Below are 15,877 nucleotides of genomic sequence, written 5' to 3'. Positions count from 1 at the left end.
CAATGACTCTCTTCGCTTCACCATCATTATTCATAGTAGCAATCATTTCATTTGCACTAGCTTATTTCATCGGAGTAAAACAATACACTTGCCTCTTATCAGGATTCAACGAACGCCGCGTGCTTGATAAAGTGACACTATCAAAAATAGTAGGTCTTTATAATTTAATTGCTGGTGTCATTGCGACAATCGGTAGTGTCTTCACTACTCCTAATGCCAAAATCTTATTTCCTATCATTATAATTGGACACGTTATAATCGCGGCTTATGTAAATACACGCATGGTGCAGTGAAAAAGATCACCCAAATGGGTGATCTTTTTTATAATTTATCAACATATTGCTTCGCTTCTAGTAAGGAAAAACCAAAAGCTTCTCTTACTCTCTTAACTGCTGTAATTTTTTTGCCTTCTTCTACAAGCTGGCGTAGTTCTTTATTAATTTCAGGTTCTCTTTCTACAATTCCCAATTCTTTCGTAATTAATTGTAATCTATCTTCAATTCTCTTTAAACGCGCATCATTTTTCTTTTCAATTGTAGTTAATTTTTCAGCGATATAAATGAAACCAAAGGCTACTATCGGTATAACCATCCAGAATTTCATGAATGTTCCCCCTTACTAACTTTCATTTGTTTTATTTCACTGACTTATCAGCTTTAGTCATTGAAATCATTCATTCCTTACAAGGAAAGGGCAAACTAAAACTTTCTCAAAAATTAGTACTAGACATGATTTCTCCTCAAGGTTGCTCAAAATGGACTGGATTAGGTGTTTTTCTAGATGATTCTAATGAAGAATTACAGATTTATTCACTCGGATGGGGCGTCGGATTTCAATGTATGATGGTTTGTTATCCATACTGCGGGAATGGCGCTGTTATTATGACCAATTCCGATTTAGGTGTTCATCAAATGGAAGGGATCATTGGTGAGGTTGTAAAAACGTTATCCTTATAATGAAAATAAAGAAGCTGTTCCTTCCAGCTTCTTTATCTATATAACATTTTTCGCAACAATTTTTATATGTTCTGGTGCGATAATTTCCGTTATACTTTCCTGGAAATCTTCATGTAACATTTCTTCCAAATGTTCTAACTGCACTTCAACATGAGTGCATTCTAAATTATGTATATTTAATAGTGCATAATGATCTTTTTTCTTAATTACTAAATATTGATTTTCCTCTGTCACAAGTACAGAACCTAATCGGACTCCTAGTAAGCGTTGATCATCAAACTTCATAATTACTTCTCCTTCCCTTATATAAACGAAACTACAATGAAAATAATTACATTTATGGAAAAACACACTTATTTAGACTATATCATAATTTACTAAAATATAAATATCATTTTTCCTTTTAATAAAGTGAAACTTTAATCAGTGGAGGCCTTACTGTCCGTTAATGTGGGATGAAAATCCCTATTTTTTCATATATTTCGATACAAAAAACTTTCTCAACATAAAATTTGAATTTTCAGTTTTTAATTCTATGAAAATCTATTATAATAAAGTTAATAAATGTTTGACCTCTCCTAATTCATGTACATATGGATGATCAGTAGTTATTGCTACTGATCTATTTTTTTGATTTCAGAAAGTACATACGCTGCATCCTTTCCTACACCACAAATAAGTGCGGAACCCCTTTGAGATTGCCATGGTAAACCGATATAATACAATCCTTTTACTGGACTGATTCCCTTTATATGATTAGGAAATCCTTTCTCATTCACTGCCTGTTCAATTTCAATCCAATTATAATTTTGTACAAAACCAGTTGACCATATAACGCTTTCTGCACTATAAGTATCACCATTCTGAAACATAATGTTATTTCCTGATGCACTTACTACTTTTTCTTGCAGTTTGATTGCTCCATTACGAATAAGTTTCTTACCTTCAAAACCGAAAATAGGGTCCTTTCTCTTCTGAAACCATCTTCCCCTCTTTGTATTTATTTCAGCGTACAATAAACCCACTTTTTCTAGCAGATTAAAAATACTTTTTCCAAAAAGTTGTAACGGTAAAAACGTTAAAGGATGACTAATAGACACCGTAACTTCATGCGTTTTTGCAAGTTCTACTGCTATTTGCATTCCTGAATTTCCGCCACCTACTACAAGTGCCTTCCCCTGTGGAATTTGCGATGATGATCTATATTGTGATGAATGTATTTGAAAAATATGTGATGATAGATTTGCTGAAACTGAGGGAATAAATGGTTGCTGAAAACCACCTGATGCGATAATAACTTTTTTCGTTTGTAAAACTTCTGTAGGAGTATGTAATTCAAATATTTCTTTTTCTTTCTTTATTTTTAGTACTTCCGTTTGTAATTGTACCGGTAATTGAAAATGTCTTGCATATTCTTCTAAATAAGTTGCAATTTCATCTTTACATGGAAATTCATTGTTTTCACCTATTAACGTCATACCCGGCAAGCTACTGTAAGACCTTGGGGTAAAAAGCTTCAAAGAATCATATCGATTTCTCCATGAATCACCAACTCGTTTTCCTGCCTCAAGTAATAAAAAATTATACCCTTCTTGCTTCAAGTAATATCCCATTATTAATCCAGCTTGACCCGCTCCGATAATAATTAGGTCTTTCATTCTAATCCCTCCTTCTTTTACATATGAATATTTGTTCATATATTCATATGTTTCCATAATCATAACATTTTATTTTTATATAATTCAATATCTACTCAAAATAAAAAAGAGCAGTTTACCATAAAGTAAACTCCCCTTCATTCTATCTTCCCAGTCTTTAGCGCCTGTGCCCAGTCATATCTCTCTTGTTGAACAGCCAATCCAGCAGCTTCTTCCCAATTATAAGGAACTGAAATTTGTTCAATTGTCCATTCTCCCAAAACCTTTTCTATCACTACATATTTTGCATGCGGAGTTCCTGATTCCATTTTATGCATAACAGGTAACTCATCTTTGTATGCTGGAAGTCCTACACTTCCTGGATTTATAATGATCTTTCCGTTCGCTAAATAAACAACTCTAGGAATATGTGTATGACCACATACTATTATTTTTTGTTCTATATTTTGGAGTTGATCCATTATATTTTTTTCATTCTTTAATATTGCACCATTCTCATTCATCTCTTCTAACAAATACACTTCATCTGAAGTTGGCGTACCGTGACAACATAACATATCGTCTACAATAAATTGTGAAGGATGTTGTTTTAACCAACCTATATGATAATTTGTTAATTGATTTTGAACAAAAGTTAGTGTAGCAGATTGCTCTTGTATAGGTTCCCAAAGCATGCGATCACAATTGCCTTTAATATGTATCATCTCGCTACTCATTAATATTTCAATTGTCTCTAAAGGATTTAACGGCCCATACACACTATCTCCTAAATTTATTATCATTTCGACCTTGCGACGTGTAATATCTTTTAATACCGATTTTAAAGCGTGACTATTTCCGTGGATATCTGAAATTATAGCTATTTTCATCTTAATCCCTACTTTAATATATTATTTATAAACATCTGCTGCCAATTCTCTCAAAACATCCACGTTTACTACTTCATAGCATCCATCGTTCTTCTTTATTATCTCTTTATCACAAAAAATATTTAATGTTCGCAACAAATGCCGATAACTCGTTCCTAACAATTCCGCTATTTCCGTTAAATTCCCACTAAACACAATTCTATTTTCATGCTGAACTGCTCGTTCTCCTGCTGCTAACATGTAACTCGCAAGTCTATTTTCAAGTGGATATAGTAAATTAATAGTACTATTTTTTGAAAGTCGGTTTAATTTATGTGCTAACGATCCGCAAATACATCGTAAAAATTTCGCATCATGAAATAGTTGATTTCTCACTTTTCCTAAAGGTAAACCAACACAATATGAATCTGCCATTACTTGTACGTTTGAAGCAGTCTTTTGAGAATGAATTAACTCCACATCTCCTAACAACTGCAAACTATCATAAAAGCATAATAATACAGATTTCCCATTACTTAATGTATTAAACGCTTTCGCTTTTCCTTCAACGAAAAAATATAAATAATCTATCTCTTCATTTTCTCTACAAATAAACTCATTCTTTTTAAAAAATATAAGTTCCATATACGGTTTCATATCATTACTAAAAAATGAATCAATATTATTTTGTTTCATATACTTTGCTAATTTAATTGAATTACATACTTTCTTCATAGTTCCCCCGCCTTTACCACTCATCCCCATTGTAATCAAAATTTTCTTCTTCCACTATGACATATGTCATAGTAATACACAATTTCAGCATGATACAGTCATTACAAATATGAAAATTAAAGGGGATATTACATTGTATAACTTTCTTTCTGTCTTTATTGGTGTGCTCATCGCCGTTATGCTTCCACTGAATGGGATTTTATCTGAGTTAATTGGGAAGTATACAGCAAGCGTTGTCATTCACCTTGTCGGTTTAATTGCAGTTATCTTCATTTTAATCATAAACAAAAATAAAATTCATTTTGATAAAAGTATTCCGCTTTTTTTATATAGCGCTGGAGCGATTGGAGTATTCACTGTCCTTTTTAATAATATAAGTTTCTCCGTCCTTGGTGCTTCTATTACGATTGCATTAAGTTTACTCGGTCAATCTATCGCTTCCATCGTTATTGATCATTTCGGCTTATTAGGAATGAAAGTTGCAAAGTTTGAAAAGAAAAAACTAATTGGATTATGTTTCATCTCTTCCGGAATTATAATCATGACAATTTATTAATGGAGGCAAAAAAATGTTATATATTACGATCGCTATTTTAGCTGGTGTTTCTATCGTTGTTGCTAGAATTATAAACGCGAATTTAGCAGCAAAAATTGGAAATTGGGAAGGCACGTTTTTCAATTATATTACTGGATTATTTTTCTCTATGTTATTTTTAATTTTCAGTTCAGATTCATTGTATATTCCAATGCAGACGTTACAATCTATTCCCATCGCTGTGTACTTAGGCGGATTAGTAGGCGTTATCGTCATTTCACTATCGAACTATATCACTCCTAAAATATCAGCATTTTATTTAACATTACTCATCTTTATCGGACAATTATTTGCGGGGACTATCATTGATTTCATTTTGTCGCATGAACTCTCAATGGGCAAAGTTATCGGTGGCATTTTCGTACTAATTGGTCTCACTTACAATTTACTCGTAGATCGCCCTGTAAAAACTGTGAAGCATAACCAAGTTCAACTATAATACTTTGCGCCTCCCTATCATATATTAATAGAAAAGCTCTTCATACGAAGTAATAGAGAGGAGAATATTCTATTAAGAAAATCATTTTACTGCTCGGTAGCGTATTAATTATTTCTGGAATTGTATGGTTTGTAAACTCGGGAAAATCTATTCAAGATCTGTATACTGCAAATAAGCCGAAAAAGAAAGCTACTATTATTTCAAGCTCGCGAGATCCAAATGAGCCTCCTGTTTTTTTAGGAAAACAGGAAATAAAAGATATACATGTCGAATCAATTAAAACAAAAAAGAATATCTTTCTCACAAAAACAGATGAATTAAAAACGTTTATTAACAGTATGAATACCGCAAAAAAAGGAAAATTAACATTAGATGAAGAAGGATCAGACTTAATAGATTGTGATATGTGGATTACTTTCGAAGATGGAACTTATAAAAAATATTTCATATGGGTAGTTGATCATCACAGCAGCGAAGTGATGATTGCTCAGCAAGATACTCCTGATGATGTAAACCTTACGTACTATCAGTTAAACGAAGATAGTTCAAAAAAAGTTTATAATTTATTTAAAAAAATTATTTAAACGAAAAAGTCATGAGCACGCGAACTCATGACTTTTTGCACTATATATACTCCGGGAACACTCTACAACCCTTTTCCTGCTCTATATCATGACCAAAGAAAACAATTGGTTTCTCTTTCGCCACAACTCCTTTTAAACGTTTAATTGAAGATAAAGCTAATTCTGGATCAAATCCTGCGAACGGCACTTCATCTTCAAAATTCTCTTTCGTGTACGATGCATCAATCGTTAATAAAACTGAACCGGATTGCTCCGTCTCAATGAATAGCGACTGATGGCCTGGAGAATGACCTGGCGTATACAATAATTGAACACCTGGTACCACTTCATAATCCCCTTCAATAATTTTGTAGTTCAAATGCGGTAATATACATTCTTTCATATATTCTTCTCTATGAAGTGCTGCCTCATATTCCGTTCGCTGCACAATAATCGGTGTATTTGTAAAAGCACCGTTTCCTCCTGCATGATCAAAATGTAAGTGAGAGCTAATAATATATAAAAGGTCGTTTGGCTCATACCCTAAACGCTTTAATATATTCACGATTCTATCTTCTTCAGTCATTTTCGGTAAAATCTGTCCTTCAACAAATGTACCGTTAAAAAGCCCTTCATTATTAACTGCACTTTCTGGCATACCTGTGTCTACTAAAATAGGACCTTCTTCCGTCTCCAGAAGATAACACCACACCGGCAAGTTTAATAGTTTCCCCGGTGTTAACGCACTGTTAACAGACGAATGATCCAACATGCAACGACCTGCTGAGATGAAATAAAGTTTCTTTACTGTCATTATGTATCCACCTTTACATTTAGTTTTGGATAAAGTAATACAGTAAAAAATTCTTCTTTTTAGAAATAAACTCCTTCTAGACTATCAGTACAGCTTACATAAAAAAGAGGGTATTTTTTTACATAGCAGTATTTCACCATCTATAATATAGAGGTAAATGATTCTTACTTTAATGGAGGGATTACAAATGAAAGCAATTGGTTTACATGAATACTTACCTATTGAAGAAGAAAACAGTTTAATTAATCTGGAAATTGAAAAACCTGTTGCCACAGGAAGAGATATACTCGTGAAAATTAACGCTATTTCCGTTAACCCAGTTGATACAAAGGTCCGCTCTCCGAAAGATAAAAAAGAAGATGCACCAAAAATACTTGGCTGGGATGCTAGTGGTGTTGTTGTACAAACTGGCGAAAGTTGTACATTATTTAAAGAAGGAGACGAAGTATTTTACGCTGGAAGCATTACGAGACAAGGTACATATAGTGAATATCATTTAGTTGATGAAAGAATTGTCGGTAAGAAACCAAAAACGTTACATGATGCTGAATCCGCCGCAATTCCTTTAACAGCGATTACAGCATGGGAAGGTTTATTTGAACGTTTAGGCATTGATCATACTAAAAAAGATACGAACTCATTTAAAAACATTTTAATTATCGGCGGAGCTGGTGGTGTCGGTTCAATCGCAATTCAACTTGCGAAATGGGCTGGACTAAATGTAATCGCAACTGCTTCCCGCGGCGAAACGATAGACTGGGTTAAAAAGCTTGGAGCTGACCATACAATTGACCATCATACCCCTTTAAAAGAGCAATTACAAAGCCTTGGATTCAGCGATGTAGATTATATTTTCTGCTTAAACAATACAGATCAACATTGGCAAGCAATATGTGACCTTATTAAACCACAAGGCAAAATTTGCTCTATCGTAGAAAATGAACACCCTCTTGAAATGGGTATTTTAAAAAGTAAAAGTGCTACACTCGTTTGGGAGTTTATGTTTACAAAAGCGATGTATGAAACTGGCGATATGATTACGCAGCACGAACTATTAAATAAAGTAAGCGAACTACTAGATGAAGGCATTTTAAAGACTACTTTAAATGAAACATTCACACCGATTAACGCTGAAAACTTAAAGAAAGCACATGCACTACTTGAAAGCGGGCACACCATAGGGAAAATCGTATTAGAGAAATTTTAATCATGATAGTGACAGATAGTATGTGAAATTATATTAACGATTTTTCGAATATATCTATCATAACGTACAATATATCAACAATTTTTCAAATATATCTATCACAAATCAAATTATATCAACCATTCGACAAGGTGTACCGATTTATCGACAAATAACAACAATAAGAAAAGGCTGTTCCAGATGAACAGCCTTTTCTTTATTTACTTGAAATCTCTTTATTGTTTTGAACGTCTAACGGAGCTCGCTTCCCTATTCCAAAAGCATAGAAACTAATTGTAACGATAGCTAAGAAAATAATACCTACAACTAGTGAAATACGAGTATCATCGTTAAACCACATTCCGATTAATACCATAATTAAAAAGGCAATCGTTAAATAGTTTGTTACAGGAGCAAACGGCATTTTGAACGGATGATCTTTCATCTCTGCTCCCTTTTCTTTCCTAAAACGAATTTGACTAATTAAAATGACGAACCATGGTACCATACCAGGAAGTACACTTGCGCTGTATACATATACGAATAAATTTTTCGGCGCGATATAACTTAATACAACACCAACCGCCAAACCAATAATTACACCAACTGTACCGAATAAAGGTACACCATTTCCAGAAAGTTTCGTGAAGTATTTCGGTGCTTGTCCATTTACCCCTAACGTATAAAGCATACGTCCAGCACTATAAATACCACTATTACAACCAGACATTGCCGCTGTAATTACAACGAAGTTAATAAGTCCAGCTGCTGCCGTAATACCAACTTTCGCAAAAGTTGCTACGAACGGACTACCAATTGTACTTAATTGATCCCACGGATACACAGTTACAATAACGAAAATAGCACCGATGTAGAAAATTAAAATACGCCAAATTGTACTTTGAATTGCTTTTGTAAGTGTCTTCTTCGGATTTTTCGCTTCACCAGCAGTAATCCCGATTAATTCCACACCTTGATATGCTCCAACTACAAGTGATAATGCAAAGAAGAATCCTGAAAAACCACCTGTAAAGAAACCGCCATTTGACCAAAGATTAGATATGCCAATCGCTTCTCCGCCGTTACCAATCCCGAAGAAAATAAGGCCAAATCCCGCAATAATCATTAACAGAATCGTAACGATTTTAATCATCGCAAACCAAAATTCGAATTCACCAAATGACTTAACTGAAATTAAGTTGGCTGCACCAAGAATAACCATTGCAATTATACCTGGTATCCAAGCTGGTAAATCTGGGAACCAATATTGCATATACGCTCCAACCGCGATAATTTCTGACATCCCAACGATAACCCACTGGAACCAGTTACTCCACGCTGTCATATAACCAGCTAGTGGATGAATATACTTATGACCGAATGTCGCAAATGAGCCTGTACTTGGCTCCATATACAACATTTCTCCCATGGCACGCATGATGAAGAAGATGAAAATACCTGCAATTGCATAAGCAAGCATTACTGACGGACCTGTCCATTTAATCGTGCTGGCTGAACCCATAAACAAACCAACACCAATTGTTCCGCCTAAAGCAATCATTTGAATATGACGTGCTTCTAAACCTCTTTTCAATTCTTTGTTTGCCACTTCACTTCCCCCTCTTAGATGATTCATAGTCGTCGCATTTTAAAACAAGATGCTTTCCCCTAATTCCCTTTGGCCCTGAAAATGATGAAGCAAACGTCATTTTACACTAGCTTTAAAGCTATCCTAAAATCGTTTTGCGCTCCTAATAAAATTCTCAAAACCTTTCATCTTCCAATATTCTATAAATCTTAAAATTACTTACCTTATATTAATTCATTAATCTGAAAAATTCAATTATTTTTTCAATAAATTATTATACATAAGTCTGATTAATTTTTAACTAAATTAACAATAAAATACATCTATTCAATATGATTCCGGCATGTATATTATTACAATATAAATAACCGAGGAGAACATTTTTTCCTTAGTTTCATATCTTAAATACTTCAGCCTTTATTGTTAATAACGTAATTTCCCACACATTCAATTTATATACCAATGAGAAATTTAATATATTAATAAACTACTAACTTCTTTACCCCAGCCAAATTTTGAGGCAGAAACCTTTCTGCCTCAAAACAACGGAATAAAATATAAAAGAATCTCATTAAAAAATGAGACTCTTTTATGATTTCATATTTAAATCGATTTCGAAGTTTGCTTACCAAAGATAAACACCCTAGTAAACACTGCCATTATAACTACAATAACCAGAAAATAAAGTGGCATCACCATTAATGAGCCTGTATGCAGCTGACTCATTCCCCAAATTGTCATCGTTACAATTACATAGTACCCTAAGCTAAACAATGCACCTGCTGTACCAATGACATCTTGAAAATCTACTAACGCTAAACTTAAACAGTTAGGTAACGCTATGCCAATTCCTAATAGCAATATAAACATCGCTATTAAAAATACAACCATATATATTACATTCAGATTTGATCCAACAAACGTAATAACAGATAAAAGGATAGCTCCCCCTGTCATTACAAGACAACCGATATATATAATTTTCTCTGGTTTATAAGTAGCAAGTAAACGCTTTGAAACTTTCGCTCCAACAATAGAAGCAGACGCAACAACAATTCCTAAAAACCCATACGTACTAGGTAATAACTGAAAGTATTCAATAAAGATAAACGGTGCTTCTGCATAATAGCTAAATAAAACACCATTTGCTCCTCCAATTAACAGCCCATATGTTATCACTTTCGGATTTGTAATTAACCTCTTCAAGACTGAAAATACATTTATTTTATTCGTTACTGAGCCCGTTTTTGTTTCAGGAAGAGAAACAAACGTATACAGAAAAATACCGATACTCATAACTACTAAACTTAAAAATACTATTTTAAATCCAAACATTTGATCAAGAAAGCCACCAATTAACGGTCCTATCGCTGGTGTAAAAGCAATGACTGCCGAGATTTGAGCAAACATAACATGCCTCTTATGCCCTTCTACACTTTCACGAAGAATCGTTTGCGTCACAACTGATCCTGCACTTGCTCCAAACGCTTGAATAAAACGACTTACCAATAAAACTTCAATGGAATTTGCAATAAAGCATAAGAAACTCCCAGCGCCATATACGACAATTCCAAATAACATTGCCCGGCGACGGCCAATTATATCTGATAGCCATCCAATAAAAAATACACCTAAAGCAAATCCAGCAAAATACACACTAAGCGTTAACTGCACCTCATTATTACTTACATGTAACGCCTTTGAAATGTCCGGTAAAGACGGTGTGTAAATCGTTTCACTAATTTGCGGAAATGCGACAAGAATAATCATTAACAAAAGTGATGGTACTGAGACTTTTTTCATTTTTCATACCCTCCTATAACTTTGAAAATCTCAGAAATAAAAAGACTTTCCTTAGCTACGGAACAGGAGGGGCCATTATAGAAATCCGGTCATAAAACAACAAAGAAAACACCTCAATTACGTATGTTAATACTTATAGGAGGGTAATATTAACATCGATTTTTAAATATACTTTTTCAATTATATTACATATTACTTTTATTTTTCTAGTATTAACGTTCAAATGTTCTTTTTATATTAGTGAACAACTAATACACGCCATAGAAGATAACTACTTGATATAACCACCTTATTATGGAATAATTAGAAATAGTTTGAATCTATAAACCTAATTATAAAATGATATACTCATATATTCCTAATGTCATAAAGCTGAACAAGTAGGAGGACTTTCGTAATGATTGAAATTTTAAGGACAGTAGTAAACTTTCTAATTTCTCTATTCTCAGGAGAATTACCATTTGTACATTATGTATGGATTATTACCCTATTCCTAATTCAAATAACCCAATCTACTCTAAACTATAAACTCTTTAACAAGAAAGACAATTTCAGCACTTATATATTGGAAGGATTACTTGCTTTTATTATTTTATTGTTTGGAGGAATATTAGTATCTAAGTTACTTGCTTACATAATAGACGATCCTACTATTAATATGACGAATTTAACACATTATTTTGTTTCTCTTATCATATTAACTATATTTGTCGTAATAACCTGTGTTAAAGACTTTATAGAGACATCTATAAAGAATAAAAATATATCTCTTTTTAGCTTTTTAGTAATTTCCTTCATAACAAGTATACTTTCATTCAAGTTTTTATCACCTTTAATTGAAGGTTCTTTTTCTCTTTCTAAATCTTTTATCACCACTTTAATCATTCTTGTAACTATATCAATCCCTCTATTAATTTCCTTAGAGGATAAGTATGCAGACGAAAAGGAAACGGAAAATTTATAGTTTCTCATTTACATAAAAGAAAGAGGGAGCTCCCCTCTTTCTTTTAAATCATCCCTTTTAATATCAATCCTAAAACTGACATTATTATCGCGCTAATAATAATTCGCAAAATCCAAGTAGTGTTTGTACTTATTTTTTCTAATTGCTTATTGATTGTTGCTATGTCTTTCTCATTAATAGTGGTACGCGTTTCTAAATTTCGAATGTCTCTCATAATTTCTTTTTGCTCCGCCTTGAGACTGTCAATTTTAGCGTAAACATCTTCCATATATTCACACCCTCTGTTCATCTTTATAGAAAAATCTATATATATTATGAGACAACCCTCTTACCTGTGAATACATTCCGTATATCAGCGTACCAAATTATTTGTACAATCTAATTGAATCACTCACATGTTTCCATTCTTCTATTTATGAATTAGCGTTAAGATACATTAAAATTAGAAAAGGAATCCCCAGTTTATTTAACAACAAACAAGGTGCAATCCAACATTCGGGAGCACCTACGATAATTTCTATTGTTTTCATATTTACAACTTAATATAATCAGTATGATTTTCTGAAGAATCCACTTTTTGAACTGCTTAAAATATACTAATATGAATACGAAATAGCTGTATTGATAAACTCTCTAGAACAATAAATATACTGGCTGAAACGGATCTGTATCCAATATTTTTTCCAGTAACATGAATGGTTATTTCTGATAAATGCGTTTGTACATCATTGTTTTCAAAAATTTCATTCTCAACCTTTACAATATCTGCTTCACAATCTACTTCTTTAAAAGTTTTCAATAATTTTGTTTCCAATAAACTACAATCAAAGCTCTCATCTTTTATTACGGCAAATTTAACCTTCATATCGATTTCCCCATTTTTAACAAACTAAAATCATTAAATCAATATAAATATATATTATTCTATTAAATAATTCAAAATATACGCTTCTTACATACATTATTAACAATCAGTTCTAAAGAATTAAATACAAAAAGAAATTAAATAGTAGGCGTTCCACTAATCTTTAGTATAATTCGTCTCTTAATTATTTTGCTCATTGCGCTTTTTTTATGTTCCTCCCTATTTCAACTGAACTTTGTGTAATAATGCATATCCCAAATACCTTATTTCCTTTCACTCATACTTTTATCATTGAGTTTTTATTCACAAATTCGTAACACATATATATGAGTTATCATGCTAAAATTAGTTTATTCACAAGAAGAAGTTATTCTTAATAAATCAATAATTTTTAATACCCTGTTTAAAGCCTTGCCCCCCTGCAAGGCTTTCTCCTATTTAACTAGCGTAGTAGTTATCTCTCCCCTTTGTTCCTTACCCTACAAATAATACTGAATATTTATTTTAATTTTTCAGCATCCACACTCACTCTGTTCGAAGGCTCTTTACCAAATATTCAATCTAATGATAAAATTGACCAAATTAATAATTTCATGCATCACTGTATCAATAAGTACAATAAAGTGAAACTTTAATCAATCGTGCTTTTACAGGTAGCCTGCCCCCACCTAACGTCTTTGCTTCCGCTGAATTTTGAGGTGCGGGTCTTACTGCCCGGCAAATAGCGGGATAAAGACACAAATAGTACTCTCACGATTAAGTAAACGCGAGCTTTTTCTTCTATAAACTTACTATTTAAGGTTAATAGTTTAGTAACAAGATTTAAAAATTCGACTTAAATTCATTGATGAATGGAGAGGTTTATATGAAATTAAAAGACAAAGTAGCAATCATAACTGGTGGTGCAAGTGGAATTGGCGAATCTACTGTTCGTCTTTTTATCGAAGAAGGTGCAAAAGTAGTTATTGCTGACTTTTCTGAACGTGGAAAAGAACTATCAGATGAATTGAATGCACATGGATATAATACGTTATTTATTAAAACCGATGTAACAAAAGAGGCAGATATTAAACAGCTAATTCATGAGACAGTAAGTACATACGGTAAATTAGATATTATGTATGCCAATGCCGGCGTTGCTGATGATGCACCGGCAAACGAATTATCCTATGAAAAATGGAAAAGAACTATTGATATTAATTTGTCTGGGGTATTCCTTTCTGATAAATATTCGATTGAACAATTTCTTAAACAAGGTACAGGTGGTGTCATCGTTAACGCTGGTTCGATTCATAGTTTTGTTTCATTACCTACCCCAACAGCATACTCCTCTGCAAAAGGTGGTGTGAAACTATTAACTCAAAATTTATGTACTGCCTACGCTAAATATGGAATACGTATTAATGCGGTGTGCCCTGGTTATATTGACACCCCTTTACTAGGTAGTGTTAATCCTCAACAGAAAGAATATTTAGCTTCACTTCATCCGCAAGGCAGACTTGGAACACCAGAAGAAGTCGCTAAAGCTGTCTTATTTTTAGCAAGTGATGATGCTAGTTTTGTTAACGGTACAACACTTCTTGTTGATGGAGGCTATACTGCACGTTAATTTAAAAATTTTGAAGCACCCTAAAAAATATATAGTCTTCAACAAGAAAAAGCGCCATCACAAGTGACGGCGCTTTTTCTATGTAAGAGCAACTAGAAGGTATCCTTCTAGCCTACTCCCATTTATAAGTCCAAAACTGTTCAAGTTGCAGCCATTTTAATGTTGCTGCATCTTTGTTTTTTATTTTTGCATGCGTATCTTCCAGCATTGCTTCTGTTTGTGAACGGTGCGCACCTAATGCAGTTAATTTATGATCAAATACTTCACTAATGTTATTTACAACATCCGGTTCTCCTAATACTGCTTCACGATTTTTCGTAATCGCAACAGCATGGATAACTGGGCGCTCTTCTTTTGGCATACGTGATACAGCGCGAACGACAGCGCGGCCAAATGCATTATGATCTGGATGTACACCGTGCTCTGGATAAAATGTAATAATTCGAGATGGATTTACTTCTTGAATGATTGCTTCAATTTTGTCAGCAACGAAATCAACATCTTCAAATTCTAACGTTTTATCATGGAAGCCAAGCATTCTTAAATCTTTAATGCCCATCGCTTCACAAGCATCTTTCAATTCTTTCTCACGGATATTTGGAATCGTTTCACGGTTAGCGAATACGTTCTTACCCATGTTACGTCCCATTTGTCCTAGAGTACCACATGCATATGTTACAGGTACTCCTTGATCTGTTAATAAGCGAATTGTTCCTCCCGCAGCATATGCTTCATCATCTGGATGCGGAAATACAACAAGTACATGTCTCTCCATAAGTTTCCCTCCTTCTTACTTAAATGGTGTTAAGCTTAACTCAAGTGCAACTGCTAGACGACCTAAATTATCATGTCCAGCTAGTAATAAACGCTCTTGACCATCTACTTCCCAGTGCGTAATACCTTCAGCATATACCCAACCGTGATCCATTTTTAGACCAACTCGGTATGGATTTGTTCCAGTTATCTTCCCGCGTTCAAAACGGATAATTGCATTTCGAATGAAAGCACCAACTGTCATCATCTTTTCATTTATGTGTGATGCATACGCTCCGTTTGTCGTTTCTAAATGAATATATACATCTTTATTTACAAAACGTTCAATTTCATTTTGAATAAGAGAACTATCTTTTACTATTTCCATCGGAATTCACCTCTTTAAACCATTTTACGCAAAAATAATGTAAATTGCTATCTCTATATTAGAGGACAACGCTCACTTTTCCTAATAATTTGCACTGTGTTTTTTATATTTTT

Annotated in this window: 19 protein-coding genes and 1 pseudogene; 8 read left to right on the top strand and 12 right to left on the bottom strand. The window is 33.4% G+C overall.

What is annotated here, in order from left to right:
• Positions 1–2 precede the first annotated feature (2 nt).
• Positions 3–293, top strand: a complete 291-nt coding sequence (locus tag CGQ22_RS14810; protein WP_000171767.1) for a DUF3784 domain-containing protein — start codon at positions 3–5, stop codon at positions 291–293.
• Positions 294–321: 28 nt separating this feature from the next.
• Here CGQ22_RS14810 and CGQ22_RS14805 read toward each other — a convergent pair whose 3' ends face one another.
• Complete coding sequence (locus CGQ22_RS14805) at positions 322–603, bottom strand: hypothetical protein (RefSeq protein WP_089148898.1); 282 nt, start codon at positions 601–603, stop codon at positions 322–324.
• Positions 604–641: 38 nt separating this feature from the next.
• Here CGQ22_RS14805 and CGQ22_RS14800 point away from each other — a divergent pair.
• Positions 642–956: pseudogene (locus CGQ22_RS14800) on the top strand (serine hydrolase domain-containing protein); the annotation flags it as partial.
• 36 nt (positions 957–992) lie between these two features.
• Here CGQ22_RS14800 and CGQ22_RS14795 read toward each other — a convergent pair.
• From CGQ22_RS14795 to yeiL, 4 genes are all read right to left on the bottom strand, one after another.
• Positions 993–1,241 (bottom strand): hypothetical protein, encoded by a 249-nt coding sequence (locus tag CGQ22_RS14795; protein WP_000666947.1) that lies wholly within the window; start codon positions 1,239–1,241, stop codon positions 993–995.
• A gap of 329 nt (positions 1,242–1,570) precedes the next feature.
• Entirely contained in the window at positions 1,571–2,614 is a 1,044-nt protein-coding gene (locus CGQ22_RS14790; RefSeq protein WP_089148897.1) for a flavin-containing monooxygenase, read from the bottom strand.
• 137 nt (positions 2,615–2,751) lie between these two features.
• Positions 2,752–3,483 (bottom strand): metallophosphoesterase family protein, encoded by a 732-nt coding sequence (locus CGQ22_RS14785; RefSeq protein WP_089148896.1) that lies wholly within the window; start codon positions 3,481–3,483, stop codon positions 2,752–2,754.
• A gap of 21 nt (positions 3,484–3,504) precedes the next feature.
• On the bottom strand, positions 3,505–4,197 hold the full coding sequence (gene yeiL / locus CGQ22_RS14780) for a transcriptional regulator YeiL (protein ID WP_033703578.1): 693 nt from the start codon (positions 4,195–4,197) through the stop codon (positions 3,505–3,507).
• A 109-nt stretch (positions 4,198–4,306) separates the two neighbouring features.
• Here yeiL and CGQ22_RS14775 point away from each other — a divergent pair, with 109 nt between their 5' ends.
• The 3 genes from CGQ22_RS14775 to CGQ22_RS14765 all read left to right on the top strand — a co-directional run bounded on the left by CGQ22_RS14775 (position 4,307) and on the right by CGQ22_RS14765 (position 5,815).
• Complete coding sequence (locus CGQ22_RS14775) at positions 4,307–4,753, top strand: DMT family transporter (protein WP_002181299.1); 447 nt, start codon at positions 4,307–4,309, stop codon at positions 4,751–4,753.
• Between the two features lie 13 nt (positions 4,754–4,766).
• Positions 4,767–5,231: a DMT family transporter gene (locus tag CGQ22_RS14770; RefSeq protein WP_000965803.1), complete on the top strand. Its 465-nt coding sequence runs from the start codon at positions 4,767–4,769 to the stop codon at positions 5,229–5,231.
• 89 nt (positions 5,232–5,320) lie between these two features.
• A complete protein-coding gene (locus CGQ22_RS14765) occupies positions 5,321–5,815 on the top strand; it encodes a YhfM domain-containing protein (protein ID WP_033690086.1) in 495 nt (164 codons plus the stop codon).
• 40 nt (positions 5,816–5,855) lie between these two features.
• Here the strand turns inward: CGQ22_RS14765 and aiiA are convergent, their stop codons facing one another.
• On the bottom strand, positions 5,856–6,608 hold the full coding sequence (gene aiiA, locus CGQ22_RS14760) for a quorum-quenching N-acyl homoserine lactonase AiiA (RefSeq protein ID WP_000216601.1): 753 nt from the start codon (positions 6,606–6,608) through the stop codon (positions 5,856–5,858).
• Between the two features lie 187 nt (positions 6,609–6,795).
• Here aiiA and CGQ22_RS14755 point away from each other — a divergent pair, with 187 nt between their 5' ends.
• A complete protein-coding gene (locus CGQ22_RS14755) occupies positions 6,796–7,815 on the top strand; it encodes a zinc-binding alcohol dehydrogenase family protein (protein ID WP_000643784.1) in 1,020 nt (339 codons plus the stop codon).
• A 196-nt stretch (positions 7,816–8,011) separates the two neighbouring features.
• Here the strand turns inward: CGQ22_RS14755 and CGQ22_RS14750 are convergent, their stop codons facing one another.
• Positions 8,012–9,403, bottom strand: coding sequence for an amino acid permease (locus CGQ22_RS14750; protein ID WP_001284406.1), 1,392 nt, complete (start codon positions 9,401–9,403; stop codon positions 8,012–8,014).
• Between the two features lie 582 nt (positions 9,404–9,985).
• Positions 9,986–11,185, bottom strand: a complete 1,200-nt coding sequence (locus CGQ22_RS14745) for a multidrug effflux MFS transporter (protein ID WP_089148895.1) — start codon at positions 11,183–11,185, stop codon at positions 9,986–9,988.
• A gap of 397 nt (positions 11,186–11,582) precedes the next feature.
• Between CGQ22_RS14745 and CGQ22_RS14740 the strand changes: the two genes are divergently transcribed.
• Positions 11,583–12,149, top strand: coding sequence for a DUF5823 family protein (locus tag CGQ22_RS14740; protein ID WP_089148894.1), 567 nt, complete (start codon positions 11,583–11,585; stop codon positions 12,147–12,149).
• Positions 12,150–12,192: 43 nt separating this feature from the next.
• On the opposite strand, the gene CGQ22_RS14735 is transcribed toward CGQ22_RS14740, so the two are convergent.
• Both CGQ22_RS14735 and CGQ22_RS14730 read right to left on the bottom strand, forming a co-directional pair.
• On the bottom strand, positions 12,193–12,417 hold the full coding sequence (locus CGQ22_RS14735; protein ID WP_000390462.1) for a hemolysin XhlA family protein: 225 nt from the start codon (positions 12,415–12,417) through the stop codon (positions 12,193–12,195).
• A 318-nt stretch (positions 12,418–12,735) separates the two neighbouring features.
• Entirely contained in the window at positions 12,736–13,014 is a 279-nt protein-coding gene (locus CGQ22_RS14730) for a hypothetical protein (protein ID WP_000865020.1), read from the bottom strand.
• A gap of 865 nt (positions 13,015–13,879) precedes the next feature.
• Between CGQ22_RS14730 and CGQ22_RS14720 the strand changes: the two genes are divergently transcribed.
• Positions 13,880–14,623: an SDR family NAD(P)-dependent oxidoreductase gene (locus tag CGQ22_RS14720; RefSeq protein WP_000768018.1), complete on the top strand. Its 744-nt coding sequence runs from the start codon at positions 13,880–13,882 to the stop codon at positions 14,621–14,623.
• Positions 14,624–14,735: 112 nt separating this feature from the next.
• Here the strand turns inward: CGQ22_RS14720 and bshB2 are convergent, their stop codons facing one another.
• Entirely contained in the window at positions 14,736–15,398 is a 663-nt protein-coding gene (gene bshB2, locus CGQ22_RS14715) for a bacillithiol biosynthesis deacetylase BshB2 (RefSeq protein ID WP_000439487.1), read from the bottom strand.
• A gap of 15 nt (positions 15,399–15,413) precedes the next feature.
• On the bottom strand, positions 15,414–15,764 hold the full coding sequence (locus CGQ22_RS14710) for a YojF family protein (protein ID WP_000407046.1): 351 nt from the start codon (positions 15,762–15,764) through the stop codon (positions 15,414–15,416).
• Positions 15,765–15,877 lie beyond the last annotated feature (113 nt).

Origin of the sequence: Bacillus sp. M13(2017) (genome assembly GCF_002218325.1) — a bacterium.
In the GTDB taxonomy this organism is placed as follows: domain Bacteria; phylum Bacillota; class Bacilli; order Bacillales; family Bacillaceae_G; genus Bacillus_A; species Bacillus_A thuringiensis_K.
Note: the sequence above shows the minus strand (reverse complement) of the source record. Positions and strands in the feature narration are given on the sequence as shown.

Coding starts and splice junctions, on each gene's coding strand:
- CGQ22_RS14810 (WP_000171767.1), top strand. CDS start 3: ATGACTCTCTTCGCTTCACCATCATTATTCATAGTAGCAATCATTTCA.
- CGQ22_RS14805 (WP_089148898.1), bottom strand. CDS start 603: ATGAAATTCTGGATGGTTATACCGATAGTAGCCTTTGGTTTCATTTAT.
- CGQ22_RS14795 (WP_000666947.1), bottom strand. CDS start 1,241: ATGAAGTTTGATGATCAACGCTTACTAGGAGTCCGATTAGGTTCTGTA.
- CGQ22_RS14790 (WP_089148897.1), bottom strand. CDS start 2,614: ATGAAAGACCTAATTATTATCGGAGCGGGTCAAGCTGGATTAATAATG.
- CGQ22_RS14785 (WP_089148896.1), bottom strand. CDS start 3,483: ATGAAAATAGCTATAATTTCAGATATCCACGGAAATAGTCACGCTTTA.
- yeiL (WP_033703578.1), bottom strand. CDS start 4,197: ATGAAGAAAGTATGTAATTCAATTAAATTAGCAAAGTATATGAAACAA.
- CGQ22_RS14775 (WP_002181299.1), top strand. CDS start 4,307: ATGAAAATTAAAGGGGATATTACATTGTATAACTTTCTTTCTGTCTTT.
- CGQ22_RS14770 (WP_000965803.1), top strand. CDS start 4,767: ATGTTATATATTACGATCGCTATTTTAGCTGGTGTTTCTATCGTTGTT.
- aiiA (WP_000216601.1), bottom strand. CDS start 6,608: ATGACAGTAAAGAAACTTTATTTCATCTCAGCAGGTCGTTGCATGTTG.
- CGQ22_RS14755 (WP_000643784.1), top strand. CDS start 6,796: ATGAAAGCAATTGGTTTACATGAATACTTACCTATTGAAGAAGAAAAC.
- CGQ22_RS14745 (WP_089148895.1), bottom strand. CDS start 11,185: ATGAAAAAAGTCTCAGTACCATCACTTTTGTTAATGATTATTCTTGTC.
- CGQ22_RS14740 (WP_089148894.1), top strand. CDS start 11,583: ATGATTGAAATTTTAAGGACAGTAGTAAACTTTCTAATTTCTCTATTC.
- CGQ22_RS14735 (WP_000390462.1), bottom strand. CDS start 12,417: ATGGAAGATGTTTACGCTAAAATTGACAGTCTCAAGGCGGAGCAAAAA.
- CGQ22_RS14730 (WP_000865020.1), bottom strand. CDS start 13,014: ATGAAGGTTAAATTTGCCGTAATAAAAGATGAGAGCTTTGATTGTAGT.
- CGQ22_RS14720 (WP_000768018.1), top strand. CDS start 13,880: ATGAAATTAAAAGACAAAGTAGCAATCATAACTGGTGGTGCAAGTGGA.
- bshB2 (WP_000439487.1), bottom strand. CDS start 15,398: ATGGAGAGACATGTACTTGTTGTATTTCCGCATCCAGATGATGAAGCA.
- CGQ22_RS14710 (WP_000407046.1), bottom strand. CDS start 15,764: ATGGAAATAGTAAAAGATAGTTCTCTTATTCAAAATGAAATTGAACGT.